Below are 17,178 nucleotides of genomic sequence, written 5' to 3'. Positions count from 1 at the left end.
CTGTGAGCCGCCGAGCGAGCACGCCGCCGAGCGAAACCGCTATATCCGGCCCTTAGTGCTCGGAACCTGCCCCGCATTTCTCGGGTCTATCTCGACCGCCTCGCCGAGCGCGCGCGCCAGGCCTTTGAAGACCGCCTCTACCATATGGTGGGCGTTTCTCCCGGAGAGCATCCTGACGTGGAGCGTTATCGCCGCGGTATTCGCAAACGCCCGCAGGAACTCTACGGTCAAAAGCGTGTCGTAGCTGCCGATTATCTCGGCCGGCAACTCGACATCGTATACGAGATACGGACGCCCGCTGATATCGAGCGCCACCAGCGCCAGCGCCTCATCCATCGGCATCATACAGCTCCCGTAGCGCCGGATTCCCTTTTTATCGCCGACCGCCTCGTTGAGCGCCTGTCCCAGGCAAATCCCGATATCTTCGACGGTGTGGTGCCCGTCGACCTCCAAGTCGCCTTTAGCCGTGACCTTCAAATCCATAAGACCGTGCTTGCCGACCATCGTAAGCATGTGGTCGAAGAAGGGGATTCCGGTGTCGATTTCGACCTCGCCGGCGCCGTCCAAGTTTAGGACCAGCTCGATATCGGTCTCTTTCGTCGTTCTTTTTATTTCAGATTTTCTTGCGCCCATAGCGACCCCTCTAGTTTATCCCTGTTAAATGTATCTAAACGCCTCGGCACTAGCCCTCGTAGCTCAGGGCTTAAGCCCTGAAAAACCGTGTATAGCTAACGATTCGTCTCTGATTGTCAGCCCTAAAGGGCTGAGCTACGCGTACGCGCCAGACCCCGGGATCTAATCAGTTGACCTTTATATCACACCAGTTCTCGCAGCGCTTTCAGAAACGCCTCGTTTTCCTCCGGCGAACCCACTGTCACCCGCAGGCAATCTTCGAGCAGCACTTGATTGCCGCAGTTTCGAATCAATATGCGCTTGTCGAGAAGGCCCTGCCATACCTCGGCGGCGGGCTTCTCCGTCCTGAACATAATGTAATTCGCCTCGCTCGGATATGGCTTCACGCGCTCCATCTTCGAAAGCTCGGCGAAGAGCCGGTCACGCTCGCTAAGAATCGTCTCTAACTTCTTCTCGAATATATCACGATGCGAAAACGCGATTCGCGCAATCGCCTGCGAGAGTTTGCTGAAATTAAAGAAGAGTTTTACTTTCAACAAACTCCCGATGACTTCATTATTGGCCAATAGATATCCCGCGCGCAAACCCGCCAGCGAATACGCTTTTGAAAACGTCCGCAATATCGCGAGGTTTTCATATTTGGCCATAAGCGGCAGCGCCGTCCGTCCGCTGAACTCGGCGTACGCCTCGTCGATGACGACCAGCGCGTCGGTGTTTTTCAAAAGCTCTTCTATCTTCTCAAGCGAGACCGAATCGCCGGTCGGATTGTTCGGAGAGCAAAGAAAGATGAGCGCCGCGTCGACATCGTACGCCTGCCCAATGGCCGAGTCCGCACGGAGCGTCTCAGGGTCTCGCAGCAAAGACACCATCTCGGTCTCGGTGATGCGACCGGTAATCCCATATATCTCGAACATCGGGTCGAAGGTGACCGCTTTGCGGCCCGGCCCGCCGTACGCGAGAAAGAGATTTTGGATGACCTCATCCCCGCCGTTTCCCACGAAGACATTTTCTAGGCCGAGCCCGTAACGGGCGGCGATAAGGCCGCGCAGCTCAGTCGAGAACGGGTCGGGATAGCGGTTATATGCTATCCGGTCGAACTCGTCTTTTATCTCATCGATAACCGACTGCGGCAGATTATATGGGCTCTCGTTCGCCGCGAGCACTATGTCGGCCTCTACCTTTGGCAAGTGGTATGGCTCGATGGCCGCGATGTGTGTGCGGGGACCGATCATCTTATCCCTCCATGCGATATTCTATGGATTTCGCGTGCGCCCCCAGGCCTTCGCCGTTGGCGATGGTAACGGCCGCGTCGGCGACCATCCCGAGAGATTGCCTCGAAAAGCTCAGCACGCTCGATTTCTTTATAAATGTATCCACGCTCAGCGGCGAGTAAAACCTCGCGGTTCCCCCGGTCGGCAGGACGTGGTTCGGGCCGGCGACATAATCGCCGACGGCTTCGGGTGTGTACGCGCCCAAAAATATCGCTCCGGCGTTTCTGACCAGGCCCAGAGCCTCCAGCGGGTTATCTATCATCAACTCGAGGTGCTCGGGCGCGATGATGTTGGAGAGACGAATCGCCTCTTCGCGCGAGGCGACCAAGAATATCCGGCCGTTCTCGGCGAGCGATTTCTCGGCGATGTCCTTGCGCTCTAGCCGCGCGAGCTGTATTGTCAGCGCCTCGACGACTTTTTGCGCCAACGCCTTTGAATCTGTTATGAGGATTGCGGATGCGTCCGGGTCGTGCTCGGCTTGGGCGAGGAGGTCGGCGGCGATATAGGACGGTTTCGCGTTCGCGTCGGCTACGACTACGACCTCGCTCGGGCCGGCCAGCATATCGATATTTACCGAGCCCACGACCATCTTCTTGGCGAGTGTTACGTAGATGTTGCCCGGGCCCGCGATGACATCGACCTTTTTGATAGATTCCGTGCCGAACGCGAGCGCCGCAATCGCCTGGGCGCCGCCTACTTTATAGACCTCGTCGACGCCGACCTCGGCGGCGGCTACGAGCACTTCGGCGCGGATGGCGCCGGGCACGACCATCGCTATCTCGTCGACACCGGCTACCTTGGCCGGAATCGCGTTCATCAGTACCGATGACGGGTAAGCCGCCCGCCCACCGGGCACATAGATGCCGGCGCGCTCGACCGGCCTGACCAACTGGCCCAAGAACGTCCCGTTCTCAACGGTAAACCAGGAGTTTTGCTTTTGCCTCTTATGAAAAGCCGTGATGCGCTCTTTGGCTTCCTTTATGGCGCCGAGAAACTCGCTCTCGACTAAAGAGTATGCCGCGTCGAACTCCTCGGCGCTCACACGGACCGTCTCCGTTGTCAGCGCTATCTTGTCGAACTTCTCGGTATACGCGAAGAGCGCTCTGTCGCCGTCACGAGCGACGGTTTCGATGATGTCGCGAACGGCCGCTTCGACTTCCGGCCGTTCAAAAAGCGGCTTCGCGAGCGACTCGCGCGCGCCGTCTTCGTCGAACCCAATTTTTAATTCGATTTGCTCAATCATTCGATCACCGTTCCCAGGTCCGGGGTTCGGGCCATAACCGACAGTTTAATACATCCGGCAAGCCCCCGCTAGACGCATATCATTATACTATATGAAATCACTTTAGTACAGTAAAGCATTAAAGTATGGACAAGTCCACCTACTCAATGTGAACCGCGCTCTCGCCGCAGAGTTCTTTGAGTTCGGCGAAGAGGCCGTTTTGAGGTGAGATGTTGTATTCCGGCGCGAGAGCGAGAATCGTCGGCTCGCCGCCGTTTTGCAGCTTCAAAAAGACCGGCACAGGGCCGGGCTGTGCGCGCAAAATCTCTTTCAGGCGCCCCGCGAATTGGGCCGTCATCATCGATTTCGATACCGTCAGCACGAGCGCCGAGTTTCCGTTCAGTCTCTTACCATTACTTGTGCCGTTACTTATCCCGTTACTTGTGCCATTGTTATAGCCGTTACCGCTACTGTCGCCGTTGCCGTTTGGTTTTGCCCTGCGGCGATTGGCGGCTTTTCCGCCGGTCTTCGCGTCGAATTCGCGTATCTCCAGCGAGATGACCTTAATCTCGTCCTCTTTTATGTCGAGACGCCCTTTTATCAGCACGATTTTGTCTTCGGCTAGAATGTCTTTGAACTTGTCATAGACAGCGGGAAAGACTATTACTTCTACCGACCCATCCAAATCCTCCACGTTCAAAAAGAGCATCAGGTCGCCCTTCTTGGTGGTCAGCTTCGTTATTTTTGCGATGATTCCGCCGACCCAGGCGACGGTCCCGTCCTTCTGCTCTTTCAGCTCGGACGTGGAATACTCGGTCTGGTTCAAGAACTCGTCGGCGACACCGAGTAGCGGGTGGTCGGAGACGTATAGCCCGAGCATCTCTTTTTCGTACAGGAGCAGCTCGGGTTTGTCGAACTCGGGGACAATATCGTCGATTGGGTCGTTGACCGCTCCGGCGGTTCCGGAATCGCCGCCGTCCCCCAGGTCGAAAATGGTAAACTGCCCCGCCGCCTTGTCTTTTTGGCTGCGCGCGCCGATCTCGACCGCTTTCTCGAACGTGAGCAGGAGCTGCCTGCGGCTTACCTTGCATGAGTCGAACGCCCCGCCCTTAATCAGGCTCTCTATGGTGCGCTTGTTGAGCGCGTTCATATCGACGCGCCGGCAATAGTCATAAATCGAGCGGAATAGCCCGTTCTCTTCACGCTCGCGAATGATGGCTTCGATAACGCCCTCGCCGACATTTCGCACGGCGGAAAGCCCGAAGCGAATGGCCTTGCCCACCACGGTGAAGTCGCGGTAGCTTTCGTTGACATCCGGCGGCAGAATTTCGATTCCCATGCGCCGGCACTCGTTGATATACTGCGCGACCTTGTCCTTGTTGCCCATGATACTGGTGAGCAGCGCCGCCATGAACTCGACCGGGTAATTGGCCTTGAGCCACGCCGTCTGCCAGGAAATAGCCGCGTAGGCCGTCGAATGGGAATTGTGAACGATTATGCCATCGGCGATGAAGTTATGCGTGTCCTCAATCTCAAGATCATAGGTTTGCTGAACACCTATAAATTCGATCTCCGCAATGGTGTCCCAATAAATATCTGAAGCCGCATGTTTCATCAACTCATCAGAATCGAAATATGCGGCAACCCTTTGCACCGTACCGCGCCCAAACCCTTTCTTCCGGGTATGCACCCCGCCAACGAATTCTTTCATGCAGACGCCGCTTTCGCGCTCGATTTGATGCCAGGTCAAACCGGCCCGAGCTTTTTCTTGCTGCACGATTGTCTTAATGTCGCACGGGATGGTATCGCGGCAGAACTTCTCACCCAGGGAGCCGTAGTAAGACTCTAGCCTGGTCAATCCTTCATCTCTGCCGATGATATGCCGCCCAATATTTTCTATAAAACTCAATATGCTGTCGCGTCCCTGCAAGTAAAGCGTATATCCGAGCCGCTCTTGACCCCGATATTTAAAGACTTTCTCTATGAGACTACTCACAATACCAAATCGCAGAAGTAGTTTCTGAAGCTGGCTTGCCATGCGTTTAGAGGAGGTTGCGTAGTAGGGGATTTTGTTTGTTCCCGTTGATATCAAGAACCCATCGCCCGACCACAACCGACCAATGAATATGGCCAGTGACTCTCGATCAAGCGAAAACACGTCCGCCGGAATGAACTTTTCGGTTGCATCCTTGTCGATGAGATTTAACTCTTCCAACCATAACCTCGCACCGGAGCGCGGGTTCCCGCCGTTTATCGCTTGTCCGGATTCTTTTTCGCGTTTGTTCCAAGGAGTTTGCCCCTTCTTGAAGGTTGTGTCCTGACCGGTACCGGCATACACCTCAAAAATATTGCGGCGATGCCGCACGGTCGCTTTCGTGTTATCGAACTGCTCAACGCCGGCCACAAAATCATCGACCTGTAAGTTGTTCTGGCTGTAGTAGTAAAAGCCGCTTGGGTGACATGTATTGCCCTCAGATAGCACACCTGCCAAAACTACCAATCTGTGTTTCGGCCAGCTAGTTTTGCCAACGGACGGTACAACTCGCGGCGTGGCGATTCTACTGCCTTCAGCTAAATCCTTTAGTTCTTTCCATCCATCCAGTGTAAGAAACGGGTGGTTATCGGTGACCGTTATCTCACAGCCCAACCTGGTTCTTACCCGATAGACTCGCTTACGACCATTGGCTACACAGTCGATAACGGGGCGCTTTACAATCCTGTAACTTCCGTCGCAGCTTAGGGTGTTGATACGCTTCCCTGTTTGATATAGGTGTTCAACAGTGATAGGCCGTCCTGAATCGGCATCGACAATCTCAGTTGAGCCAATTACGCATTTATTAAAGCCATAACCGGCAAAGTGGACGATGAGGTCGAATATCTTGCCGGCCAGGTTGGCATCGACACCGTTGTCGACCGAGCCGCTGATGAATTTCTCGCGAAACTTAGCCAAGACCTCGGGGAGTTTCTTGCCCATCGCTTTGCGCAGGGTATCGCCCTCGCCCATCGAAAAACCCGCCATAGTCGACGCTATGAGCATGACTTGTTCCTGGTAGACCATAACCCCGTAGGTCTCTTTTAGAATAGGTTCGAGCATCGGATGGAGGTGGCTTATCGGTTTGCGACCGTGCTTGCGGTCGACGAAGTCTTTGACCATTCCGGAGCCGAGCGGGCCCGGCCGGTAGAGCGCCAGAAGCGCGATAATATCGGTGAACGCGGTCGGTTGGAGGTCGCGCAGGAGCGCGCGCATCCCCGAACTCTCAAGCTGAAAGAGACCGGTGCTCTCGCCGCGCCTGAGCAGCTCATAGGTCTCCTCGTCGCTCAGCGGCAACGTATCGATATCGATATCGATACCATGTTTCATCTTTATGTTCTTGACGGCGTTGTCTATGACCGTCAGTGTCCTCAGCCCGAGAAAATCCATCTTCAGGAGGCCGATTTTCTCGATACAGCCCATGCTGTATTGCGTAACGATCTCCGCGTCGCCTTTGCGCTGGATGGGAGTGCGGTTCGTCAGCTCCTGGTCGGCGATGACGACACCGGCGGCATGTATCGAGTCCTGGCGCACCAGGCCTTCGAGGTTCCTGGCCATGTCGATGACGCGCCGCGTGATTTCGTCGTTCTCATAGGCATCGCGCATCTCCTGCGACGTTTTAAGCGCGGCGTCTATCGTCCACTGCCTGCCCTCGTGCAACCCGTCGGGAATTAGTTTCGCTATTTTGTCGACTCGCCCGTAAGGGATATCGAATACTCGCCCCGCGTCGCGAATCGCGGCCTTCGCCGCCATCGTGCCGAAGGTGATTATCTGGGCGACCTTGTCCTCGCCGTATTTCTTGGTCACGTAATCTATTACTTCCGGGCGCCGCTCGAAACAAAAATCGATATCGATATCGGGTAGGCTTATTCGCTCGGGGTTCAAAAATCGCTCGAAAAGAAGATTATATTCCATCGGGTCGATATTGGTAATCTTCAGGCTGTAGGCGACGATACTGCCGGCGGCGGAGCCGCGCCCCGGACCGACCTTGATATCGTTTGATTTTGCGTAATCTACGAAATCATGGACGACGAGAAAGTAGCCGGGGAATCCCATCTGCTCGATGACTCCCATCTCGTATTCGAGGCGCTCGCTGTGCGCCTCAGTCGGGTTCGGATAGCGCTTTGCAAACCCTTCGCGGCATAACTTCTCGAAATACTCGTCAGCCGTGTAGCCCTCGGGAATCTCGTAGTTGGGCAGCAGGTACTCGCCGAACTTTATCTCGACGTTGCAGCGCTCCGCGATGCGGCAGGTGTTGGCTATGGCATCGGGCCGCTCCGAAAATAGCGCCGCCATCTCGGCGCCGCTTTTCAGGTAAAACTCGTCGGTGTCGAATTTCATCCGACCCGGCTCGGCCAGCGTCGAGCCGGTCTGAATGCAGAGTAAGACATCGTGGGCCCGCGCATCCGCCCGCTTAGTGTAATGAATATCGTTTGTCGCGATTACCGGCAAGCCCAGCTCGTCTGAGAGCTTAAACATACCGACATTTACCTTTTTCTGCTCGGCAATGCCGTGATCCTGGACTTCGAGAAAGAAGTTGCCCTCGCCGAAGAGTTGATTGAAGTAGAGCGCCTCTTCTTTGGCGGCCTCGTAATTGTCCTGGTTGAGATGGCGCGCGACCTGCCCGGCCAGGCACGCCGACGCGGCTATCAGGCCGTCATGGTACTGCTCGAGGAGTTCCTTGTCGACACGCGGCTTATAGTAGAAGCCCTCGAAAAAGCTTAAGGCTACGAGCTTCATGAGGTTGCGATAGCCCTGCTCGTTTTCGGCGAGCAAAAGCAGATGGGTATACGACTCGGTGTTCTTCGTCTTCTCGAAACGGCTACCGGGCGCTACATAGACCTCGCAGCCGATAATCGGTTTTATCCCCTGTTTCCGGGCTTCCTCGAAAAACTCGATAATACCGTACATGACCCCGTGGTCGGTGAGCGCAATCGCGCTCATGCCAAGCTCCTTGGCCTTGCCGACCAGCTCTTTTAAGCGAGCTGCCCCATCGAGCAGTGAAAACTCTGAGTGCGTATGTAGGTGGACGAATTCCGCCATGCCGCTCCTTGCGCTAACCCGGTGTTGAAGTTTGAGTCAATTATACCCCAGTATGCGAAGGCGGCAAGGGCGCTTCATGCGCGTCTTTGAAGATACGGGAGAGCGTAAAAGCTCCACAGTCGCGCTTTAAAGCTCTCCTCAAACATTGCGCCACCATAACAACCCAGCGCAAATGCGCCGACAAAAGAGCCTGCTACATCCAAATAATGTTTAGGAAATCGCGTGCGCCTGTATTATAATAAAGACATGTTTCAACTGAATAACGATACGTCGAAGCCCGCCCCCTTCACGTACAGCTTGCGCTCGCGCCTGCTGTTATTGCTGGTGGTAATGCTTCTCCCGTTGATACTGTTCTCGGTCTACCAGGCGTACCTCAGTTACGAGCAGCTCACAAAACAAATTCTCACCGACAACGCTCGCGACGCTAAAGAGGTGGGCAACAACATAGACGAGTTGATTCAATCGACCGCCGACCTCCTCGTGGCCATATCGAGCAGCCGACCCGCGCAAGAGCAAAACTTCGGAGAACTCAAGCAGTGGTTCGGCGCCGTGGCCAAGGAGTACCCGTACTACAAAAACATCATCTATGTCGACCTCGACGGGAACATCCGGGCGGCCGCCTCTACCTTCACAAAGAAAGACGGGAAGATAATCGCGAACGTCGGCAATACCGCGTATTACAAACGATCCCTTACCGCCGAAGGACTCGCCTACGGTGACTTCATGCTCGGCATCTTGAGTAATAAGCCGGTCATCCACATTACCTATCCGGTCGAGCGCGAAGGCGAGAAGATAGCGTTCGTCGCGATCGCGTTCGACTTGGCGCGCCTGCAGGAGCGCATCGTAACATCGAACATCACCGAAGGCTCTGAGATAACCGTCTTCGACCAAAACGGCACGGTCATCGCGCGAACCCTCAACCCCAGCCAGTGGGTCGGCAAATGCTTCAAATCGAGCGATATCTTCACGGCGGCGACGGGCGGCGAGAAAAATATCACCGCGCCCGGCCCCGATGGCATCGTCCGGCTTATGACCTTCCAGAAAACCGAGACGACACCCTGGGTTGTGACCGTGTGTTTCAACGAGTCCTCCATCAGGAACTTGGCGGTGAACAACCTCCTCAAAGAACTCACGCTCTTTGTGCCGCTGCTTCTCGTAGCGCTTTTCGGATGGGTTTTGATCGGTCGTGACGTCGACAAACGCTACAAGGCGGCGCGGCGCCTCAGCATGACCGACCCGCTGACGTCGCTCGGCAGCTTCCTCAAATTCAACCACGACCTGGAGCAAGACATAGCTCGCGCCAAGCACAACATGCAATCCATGGCGCTCTTACTCGTGGACGTGCGGGGGCTGCGCGAGATGAAACAAGGCGTGGCCTACGAATACGGCAACGAGGTGCTCATAGGCATGGCGGATATCATCCGCAATAACCTGCGCGACACCGATTCCGCCTACCGTTTCGATAGCGATGAGATAAGCGTTCTCTTATCATCGACCGACGAGTTAGACGCCTACGAGTTCGCCCAGCATCTTGTCGACGAAATAGCGGTAAGCGATTTGCTCAAGAAGCATGATTGGAACGAGAAACTCGACATCGCTATCGGCATTGCGGTCTATCCGCTCGACGCGTCCTCGGCTGACTGCATCGTCCTATGTGCGACCGAGGCGCTCCATGACGCCAAAGCCTCGGAGCACACAAAAATATTTACCTATTCGCAGACGCAGAGGCCGCGGAAGATAAAAGAGTCCGCCGGCTGACGGTAGAAATACAGACGCCCCGTGCGGGGCTGTCAGTCTCAGACCTGGTGTCTGACACCTTTCGCTACCACCCGAGAATGTGCGCGAACCGTACAAGGCTTGTCGACGCATCAGAACCGAGCCAGCGCGATGACTATTACCACCCGAGAATGTACGCGAACATCAGCGGCGCCACGATACTCGCATCCGACTCGACGATAAACTTCGGCGTATCGGCTTCGAGTTTGCCCCAGGTTATCTTCTCATTCGGGACCGCGCCCGAGTACGAACCGTAACTTGTGGTGGAGTCGCTTATCTGGCAAAAATACCCCCATACCGGCGTATCCGGTTTCTTAAGGTCTTGGACAAGCATAGGCACGACGCAAATCGGGAAGTCGCCGGCGATGCCGCCGCCAATCTGGTAAAACCCGATAGATGCCTCTTGCGAGGTCTCCGCATACCAGTCCGCTAGTTCCATCATATACTCGATGCCGGTCTTGACGATATGAACGTCTTTGCGTTCGCCCGTCATAATCTTCGCGGCAAACATATTGCCGAGGGTGGAGTCCTCCCAGCCGGGGACGACCATGGGGAGGTTCTTCTCCATCGCGGCGTAGAGCCAACTGTCTTCGGGGTCTATCTGGTAATACTCCTTTAGCGTGTCGCGCCGGAGCAGTTCGTAGAAGTACTCGTGCGGAAAGAGCCGCTTGCCCCGCTCAGCGCACTCGTCCCAAAGCTCGAACATGGCGCGCTCTATCCGGCGCATCGCTTCCTCTTCGGGGATACAGGTATCGGTTACGCGGTTGAGATGGCGCTCCAGAAGCACTTGCTCATCGGCCGGGGTCAAATCGCGATAGTGCGGGATGCGCTCGTAATAATCGTGCGCGACAAGATTATAGACGTCTTCCTCGAGGTTAGCGCCGGTGCAAGAGATAATATGGACCTTGTCCCGGCGAATCATCTCCGCGAGCGAGAGGCCGATTTCGGCCGTGCTCATCGCGCCGGCAAGCGTCACCATCATCTTGCCGCCTTTCTCAAGGTGCTCCATATACGCTTTTGACGCGTCGACCAATGTCGCGGCGTTGAAATGGCGGTAATTATGCTCTATAAACCGGCTAATCGGACCTCTGGACATTTATCCTCCTCCTTGTTCGCATATCTAAGCACATACCTAAGCTCAAAACTTTACTATGCAACCTCTCGGAAAGCAATTGTTAGAGCCGGGGATGGGCTGCATCCAAACTTATGTGCGCACTGAGAACGCCGCCATCGACGCTTCCACCTCCGCGTCCCCAATACACACATTCACTAAACCTGCACCTTCGAAAAGAGGTACCCGCCGATGAAAAGCAAAATAGTACCGCTGATGCCGAGCACCGCGAAATCGACGAGGAAACCGAAATGGGTCGCGCCTATAAGCGCGCCGCGCAGGGCGTCGACGCCGTACGAGAGCGGGTTGAACATGGTTATGTAGGTCAAAACGCCCGGCAGCCCATCGAGCGGAAATAGCGCGCCCGAGAGAAAGAAGGTCGGCATGATAAGAAAGTTCATAATTAGCTGGAAGCCCTGCATGTCCTCTAAGAGCGAGGCGATAGCGGTGCCGAGCGCGGTGAAGAGCATCGCCGTTAAGAACATGAAGACTATCGCGACCGGAGCCATCAGCCAGTTTTCGACCTTGAAGCCCGCGAAGAGCGATATCGAAAAAACAACAAGACCCTGGAAGATGGCGATTGTCGCGCCGCCCAGGCTCCGGCCGAGCATGATGTGATAGCGTGAGACCGGCGCCACCAGCGTCTCTTTCAGGAAACCGAATTGCCTGTCCCAGATTATCTCGATGCCGGTAAACATCGAGGTAAAAAGTATCGTCATCGCCATGATGCCGGGAACGAGAAACTGGATGTAGTCGCCCTGCCCCGCCTGTTGGTATATCGGGCCAAACCCGAAACCGAGCGCGAACAAGAACAAGAGCGGCTGACCCAGCGCGCCGACTATCCGCGATTTCGAGCGGAAGTAGCGCTTGAGCTGCCTGAGCCAAAGAATATATACCGCGCTCATCGTCCAGCCCTCCTGGTCCACATCTTGCTTGCCATCCTCATGTTGTCGAGGCCGGTCGCCTCTTCTTCACGGATAGTTTTGCCGGTATAGACAAGAAACGCCTCTTCGAGCGTTGCGGACCCGGTCCGGTCTTTAAGCTCGCGCGGGGTGCCTTGCGCGACTATCCGGCCATGGTCGATGATGGCCACCTTGTCGGCTACCCGGTCGGCCTCTTCCATGATGTGCGTTGTTAAAAAGACCGTGATCCGCTCATGTTTGTTTAAATCCTTTATATGCTCCCAGATGAGATTTCGCGTCTGCGGGTCGAGCCCGAGGGTTGGTTCGTCCAAAAAGAGTATCTTCGGCAGGTGTAAAAGCCCGCGCGCAATCTCGAGGCGGCGCTTCATGCCGCCGGAGAAGAACTTGACCTGGTCGCCCCGGCGCTCCCAAAGCTGGACGAACTTGAGCATCTCCTCGATTCTCGCTTTGCGGGTGGCTTTGGGAATCTTGTAAATGACCGCGTGGAAATACATATTCTCATAGGCTGTCAGCTCGTCGTCGAGGCTCGCGTCCTGGAAGACGATGCCGAACGAGCGCCTGACATCGTGTTGCTCCCGCGCCGGGTCGAACCCGTCGAGGAGCATCTCGCCGCTGGTCGGATTGAGCAGCGTCGTCAACATCTTTATCGTCGTCGTCTTGCCCGCCCCGTTCGGGCCGAGAAACGCGAATATCTCGCCCCTTTGCACATCGAACGAGACATCATCGACGGCGGCAAAGTCTTTGAATTTCTTGGTAAGATTTCTAACCTGTATTATGTTATCGTTTTTCGAATACGCTTCATTCATCTTTGGTCTTTATCTCCGTCTCTTTCAAAGAAATCACGCTATTCTTGCATAGCCGCTATCACAGCCGCAACCCTTATTATATTCCATAACACAAGGGATTTGTTGGGCGGGGATGATTGCCGGCACAAAACACCTCCTTGCCAAGCCCGCTCTTTTGTTGTAACTTCACCACATCGCTTCAAACGGAGACAATCAGGACACGAGCGCCGGCCTCCTTATGACAGAAGGACACGACAGAATGGGCAAAGAGCAGGGCAAGGCACTACTGAGAGAGACGTTTGATTCCGTCTCAGGAGTATTCGATTGTGAAGCGTTGCGGTTCTTTCGCGATAGCGCCAAACATCTGGGCGCCTGTCTTGAACTAAGCGGCGGCGAGCGCGTGCTCGATGTGGCCACCGGGACCGGCCATGCGGCTCTGGCCATCGCCTCGCGTCTGCCTCGGGGGCAGGTTACGGGTGTGGATTTCTCGCCGGGCATGCTCGCGCAGGCGCGGAAAAAAGCGGCGGCGCTTGATTTGAGCAACGTTCTCTTCCTCGAACGTGATATGCAAACCCTGGGGTTTCCACCCGATTATTTCGATGCCGCCGTCTCCGCATTCGGCGTCTTCTTCGCCTGCGATATGGACGCCCAGCTTTCACACATCACGTCCACAGTTAAGCCCGGTGGCCAGGTCGCCATCTCCGAGTTCCAGGAAAACATCTTTTGCCCCCTGGCGAATCTCCTGTTCGACCGGCTTGCGGCGTACGGGGTTAAACAACGGTTACATGACTGGAAACGAATCGCGGACGAGAAAGAGTGTAAGAAGCTTTTTGAACGGGCGGGACTTGAAGATATCCGGGTGGATGAGAAAAACATGGGCTACTACGTCGATAGCGCGGAGAAATGGTGGGATGTGATATGGAACGCCGGCTTCCGTAGGCTGGTAAGCCAACTGACGCCCGGCGGCCTTGAGCGCTTTAAGCGCGAACACTTGCAAGAGGTGGACTCGCTAAAAACCACAGATGGGATTTGGCTCGAGGTGGGCGTCCTCTTTACCGTCGGGACGAAGCCGTAAGCTAGCTGCCAAGGCCCCGGAGCACGGCGGCGTTGGGATTTCAAAGTCCAATCGGGTATGAGAAAATGATTGCTGAGGCTGCAGCGATAGTCTTTGTTCAAGTTGAAGTTTGTGCGGTCACCGGATACTCCAAATCCAGGATTATCGGTGTGCCGCAAAATCAGATTGATGCCCCATTCATAATCATATGCGAGGTTCATTAAATGCCGAAGTTGACTATGAAACACCTATCATTTTTCTTACGCCGGTTTCTGCGCTATAACGTCGAGTTATTCTACCTGCAATCGAAGATGCCGAAATGGTCCGAACATCCCGACGAGCAACTGGCCCAATCTCTTAACGATAGACGCCTGGCGGCGCATCGAGAAATTCTAGACGCGACCAGAGATCACGGGCATCTCTGCGGCTCATGCGGCCGGTGTTGCCTGGAAAGAGTCGAACGGCACACCGATTTTGACCAGTTTATTCACGCCGGTATCGGCCAACCCCTCCATCACTTCGATAAGAAGATACTCAACCTTCCCTTGATGATTACGACGAGCGCAAAGCGGACGGTTCAACGGATGATCGGCAAAGACCTCGCCGAGCCTAAACCCTGCCGCTATTTAAGTAAATCCGGCTGTACCCTCACGCACCAGCAAAGGCCAATGCTCTGCGTATCGTGGTTTTGCCCTAAATATATCTTTGGAATGGACCCGAGCAGCCTCGATTGCCTGGAGAAGCCATTAAATGAGATGCGCCTCATCCACCATGAGATAGCCAAGGCCGTATTCTCTAGAGATACAGCCTCATAGCAACACAGACATCTCAGGGTGGCGTTAAGGCTAATACTTAACACGCAAAAGCATATCCGCAGGATATACACTTGTGGATATGCTTCTTTTTAATCAGTTCCGGTATTCAATTCCTATATTTAGTTTCGTTGTGACCTTGGTTCTACCCGCTAGAAAAGGCCGGCTTCTCGACGATGTCCTTGAGATAGCGGACCTGTTGCTCAACGATAGTGACGATTTGGTGCAAAAAGGCTATGGGTGGATGCTAAAAGAAACCGGCCCAAGTAATGGAGTTAGCGGTCACGCCGATATTTTCGAAGGTCTACAGCAGCATCGCGAGCGGGATAATGTACATGTTGGCGACGGAGTGTTCGAAGCCGGCAACTACAAACGCGGATACGGGAAAGACAATCGCGACAGCCTTGTCGATAACGCTTCGTCCGGCAAACGCCATCCACACCGCCATGCACACTAGAACGTTACAGAAGACGCCTTTGAAAAAGGCCGTCCAGAACGGCAGCGCGACCTTGGCTGCGGCAATCCTGACATATTCCTGCGCGATAGCGCCGTTGTTCATTTCAGGATGACGGGAGAGAAAAACGAGCAGCGCTAAACCGACTGCGCCGATGAACTTGCCGACACAGACGACCGCCCAGTTTCTGAGCAAATCGAGCGTGGTGATCTTCCTGTCGGCCCAGGCCATCGCGAGCAGGTTGTTGCCGGTAAATAGCTCCGCGCCGGCGACGACCACGAGAATCAACCCTAAAGAGAAAGCTACGCCGCCGAGCACCTGTATCACGGCAAAGCCCATCGAAGGGTCGGATTTGATAAGTACAAAATAGAGCGCACCCAAGCCGATGAAGGCTCCGGCCATCACGCTCAGCATCAGCACGGAGAGGAGCGGCAAGCGCGCCTTAGCCACGCCGACTGTTTCGACCCGCGCGGCGATTTCTTTGGGCGAAAAAGCATCGAAACCGAAGATTTCAGTCATAGTATTCTTTCTCGTTGTACCGCCCAGTATTATTTATGATTTTCCATATAACATGCCAAATGCCCTTTAAATCTATCCAACATCCATATCGCGGCGCTACCAGCCACATTTCCCTGCCTTTTAGAAACGGCCGGCCTCACTCCGCCCGCTGAAACAGGCTAGCTCTCCCGCACGACCCTTTCTAACCCGGAGACCATGTGGTGCTTCATCTCGCGCTGAATCTGGGTGCGCACCGGCTTTATGCGGAACATAGAGCCGAGCATCAGGCTGTTCGCCCGCATCTTGAGCTTCTTTTGCGGAAAATCGTAAAATCCTTGGCTCTTGTAATGTTTATGGTCTGCGAGGAAGACACCCTTCGACAAGTAGACGAAATCCCTGAATATCAGACGTGAACTCATGCCGTAGAAAGTCTGTGGTTTCTCGTAGGCATTGGTGAGCACCCACTCCAGCTCGACGGCAAAACCTTGCAACCGCCCGGTAATCTCGGCGGAACTGTCATATTCGTCGGTCACGACGCCGACCTGCGTGTTTTTATAGCTCTCCAAGAACATATCGAGCCACTGATTTAATGTGGCGTTCTGCCTGAGCGGCCCCGAAATGATGGCGCCGTCCAACTTCCCGCCGAAGAAAGGTATATGACCCCGGTAGAATGACCGATCGAAGAAGAGTTTCCATCGCGAGGAGAGATGGCGATCGTGTATGGTGCCGGCAAGGATAACGGCATCCGCTGTCAGGACACGTCCTTCGTAAGTAGCGCGCATGTCGTCCTTATAGACGCATTGATTATCATACGCACAGTTGAGGCAACCCAAACAACCACCCTTAAGTTTAGTAGCACCGATATCCACGATATCGACCTGCGCGGCAACCGATTTTCTAAATACATCCACCATCCCGGCGAGGTTCGAATTGCTATCCAGCCCATCGACCATGACCACGACCCGGCGCGGGTTCGTCTTCGTAACTTCGTCCACTGCTCCCGGCTCGTACTTGACCGGCCTGTGTACTACAGGCTCATACCGTCGGCGCGCAACTCTGCGCTCTTCGATGGCATGGATGAGGCGCTCCGCAAAAACTACGAGGTTCTTACGGTGTTCGGGACGCTCAAGGTCGTTCATGTCGGCGAGGAAGTCGTCGACGTAGTTCATGTTGAGGTCGTCGCAGACCGCGCGCATGTAATCGCGCGCGACCGTATCGTAGTAATGGATGGAGGTCGTGAGAACGGCGGCGTGCTTGCCCGCAAACGCCTCCCCGGCCCCGCGCTCGAAGATAAGCTCTATAAAGCGTTTGTATTGCGAGGGTACCAGCAGGTAATAGACCGGAAACGCCCACAAGACGCCATCGCTCGCCCTTATCTGGGAGACGATATCATCAAACCTCTCGGCTTCGCGCTCGACGCCCTTTATATTATGCGATATGTCGATGACAGTGAAATCGTGCTGCGGCAGATGTTTCTGAATATACTTCACGTACTGCATGGTAACACTGACGCTCCCTTTCGGGCTGCCGTTAAGAACGGTTATCCTCATGATATTCCCCCTAAA

At 54.9% G+C, this 17,178-nt stretch carries 12 protein-coding genes and 1 pseudogene; 4 read left to right on the top strand and 9 right to left on the bottom strand.

The annotated features are described in order from the left end of the window. Window positions 1–39: 39 nt before the first annotated feature. From hisB to dnaE, 4 genes are all read right to left on the bottom strand, one after another. Complete coding sequence (gene hisB / locus KGZ93_10500; protein ID MBS3910030.1) at window positions 40–633, bottom strand: imidazoleglycerol-phosphate dehydratase HisB; 594 nt, start codon at window positions 631–633, stop codon at window positions 40–42. A gap of 182 nt (window positions 634–815) precedes the next feature. Beyond that, window positions 816–1,865: a histidinol-phosphate transaminase gene (gene hisC, locus KGZ93_10495; GenBank protein ID MBS3910029.1), complete on the bottom strand. Its 1,050-nt coding sequence runs from the start codon at window positions 1,863–1,865 to the stop codon at window positions 816–818. A gap of 1 nt (window position 1,866) precedes the next feature. Next, window positions 1,867–3,147, bottom strand: coding sequence for a histidinol dehydrogenase (gene hisD, locus KGZ93_10490; protein ID MBS3910028.1), 1,281 nt, complete (start codon window positions 3,145–3,147; stop codon window positions 1,867–1,869). 139 nt (window positions 3,148–3,286) lie between these two features. Further along, window positions 3,287–8,200 (bottom strand): DNA polymerase III subunit alpha, encoded by a 4,914-nt coding sequence (dnaE, locus tag KGZ93_10485; protein ID MBS3910027.1) that lies wholly within the window; start codon window positions 8,198–8,200, stop codon window positions 3,287–3,289. Between the two features lie 246 nt (window positions 8,201–8,446). Here dnaE and KGZ93_10480 point away from each other — a divergent pair, with 246 nt between their 5' ends. Further along, the gene (locus tag KGZ93_10480; protein ID MBS3910026.1) at window positions 8,447–9,958 is read left to right on the top strand and encodes a GGDEF domain-containing protein; all 1,512 of its coding nucleotides are present in this window, start codon (window positions 8,447–8,449) and stop codon (window positions 9,956–9,958) included. Between the two features lie 136 nt (window positions 9,959–10,094). Here the strand turns inward: KGZ93_10480 and KGZ93_10475 are convergent, their stop codons facing one another. From KGZ93_10475 to KGZ93_10465, 3 genes are all read right to left on the bottom strand, one after another. After that, on the bottom strand, window positions 10,095–11,072 hold the full coding sequence (locus KGZ93_10475; protein MBS3910025.1) for a deoxyhypusine synthase family protein: 978 nt from the start codon (window positions 11,070–11,072) through the stop codon (window positions 10,095–10,097). 173 nt (window positions 11,073–11,245) lie between these two features. Beyond that, window positions 11,246–11,992, bottom strand: a complete 747-nt coding sequence (locus tag KGZ93_10470; protein ID MBS3910024.1) for an ABC transporter permease — start codon at window positions 11,990–11,992, stop codon at window positions 11,246–11,248. Further along, on the bottom strand, window positions 11,989–12,816 hold the full coding sequence (locus tag KGZ93_10465) for an ATP-binding cassette domain-containing protein (protein ID MBS3910023.1): 828 nt from the start codon (window positions 12,814–12,816) through the stop codon (window positions 11,989–11,991). Before KGZ93_10465 ends, KGZ93_10470 begins: the two co-directional genes overlap by 4 nt. Window positions 12,817–13,054: 238 nt before the next feature. Here KGZ93_10465 and KGZ93_10460 point away from each other — a divergent pair, with 238 nt between their 5' ends. The 3 genes and pseudogenes from KGZ93_10460 (at window position 13,055) to KGZ93_10450 (ending at window position 14,914) form a co-directional block, all read left to right on the top strand. Next, window positions 13,055–13,870 (top strand): methyltransferase domain-containing protein, encoded by an 816-nt coding sequence (locus KGZ93_10460; protein ID MBS3910022.1) that lies wholly within the window; start codon window positions 13,055–13,057, stop codon window positions 13,868–13,870. Window positions 13,871–14,073: 203 nt separating this feature from the next. Then, window positions 14,074–14,664 (top strand): hypothetical protein, encoded by a 591-nt coding sequence (locus tag KGZ93_10455; protein ID MBS3910021.1) that lies wholly within the window; start codon window positions 14,074–14,076, stop codon window positions 14,662–14,664. 130 nt (window positions 14,665–14,794) lie between these two features. Next, window positions 14,795–14,914, top strand: a pseudogene (locus tag KGZ93_10450) (DNA alkylation repair protein). Window positions 14,915–14,965: 51 nt separating this feature from the next. Here the strand turns inward: KGZ93_10450 and KGZ93_10445 are convergent. Both KGZ93_10445 and KGZ93_10440 read right to left on the bottom strand, forming a co-directional pair. Beyond that, entirely contained in the window at window positions 14,966–15,634 is a 669-nt protein-coding gene (locus tag KGZ93_10445) for a formate/nitrite transporter family protein (GenBank protein MBS3910020.1), read from the bottom strand. Window positions 15,635–15,792: 158 nt separating this feature from the next. Next, window positions 15,793–17,163, bottom strand: a complete 1,371-nt coding sequence (locus tag KGZ93_10440; protein ID MBS3910019.1) for an NAD(P)H-dependent oxidoreductase — start codon at window positions 17,161–17,163, stop codon at window positions 15,793–15,795. Window positions 17,164–17,178 lie beyond the last annotated feature (15 nt).

This window comes from Actinomycetota bacterium, from assembly GCA_018333515.1.
Classification (GTDB): Bacteria; Actinomycetota; Aquicultoria; order Aquicultorales; family Aquicultoraceae; genus Aquicultor.
Note: the sequence above shows the minus strand (reverse complement) of the source record. Positions and strands in the feature narration are given on the sequence as shown.

Coding starts and splice junctions, on each gene's coding strand:
- hisB (MBS3910030.1), bottom strand. CDS start 633: ATGGGCGCAAGAAAATCTGAAATAAAAAGAACGACGAAAGAGACCGAT.
- hisC (MBS3910029.1), bottom strand. CDS start 1,865: ATGATCGGTCCCCGCACACACATCGCGGCCATCGAGCCATACCACTTG.
- hisD (MBS3910028.1), bottom strand. CDS start 3,147: ATGATTGAGCAAATCGAATTAAAAATTGGGTTCGACGAAGACGGCGCG.
- dnaE (MBS3910027.1), bottom strand. CDS start 8,200: ATGGCGGAATTCGTCCACCTACATACGCACTCAGAGTTTTCACTGCTC.
- KGZ93_10480 (MBS3910026.1), top strand. CDS start 8,447: ATGTTTCAACTGAATAACGATACGTCGAAGCCCGCCCCCTTCACGTAC.
- KGZ93_10475 (MBS3910025.1), bottom strand. CDS start 11,072: ATGTCCAGAGGTCCGATTAGCCGGTTTATAGAGCATAATTACCGCCAT.
- KGZ93_10470 (MBS3910024.1), bottom strand. CDS start 11,992: ATGAGCGCGGTATATATTCTTTGGCTCAGGCAGCTCAAGCGCTACTTC.
- KGZ93_10465 (MBS3910023.1), bottom strand. CDS start 12,816: ATGAATGAAGCGTATTCGAAAAACGATAACATAATACAGGTTAGAAAT.
- KGZ93_10460 (MBS3910022.1), top strand. CDS start 13,055: ATGGGCAAAGAGCAGGGCAAGGCACTACTGAGAGAGACGTTTGATTCC.
- KGZ93_10455 (MBS3910021.1), top strand. CDS start 14,074: ATGCCGAAGTTGACTATGAAACACCTATCATTTTTCTTACGCCGGTTT.
- KGZ93_10445 (MBS3910020.1), bottom strand. CDS start 15,634: ATGACTGAAATCTTCGGTTTCGATGCTTTTTCGCCCAAAGAAATCGCC.
- KGZ93_10440 (MBS3910019.1), bottom strand. CDS start 17,163: ATGAGGATAACCGTTCTTAACGGCAGCCCGAAAGGGAGCGTCAGTGTT.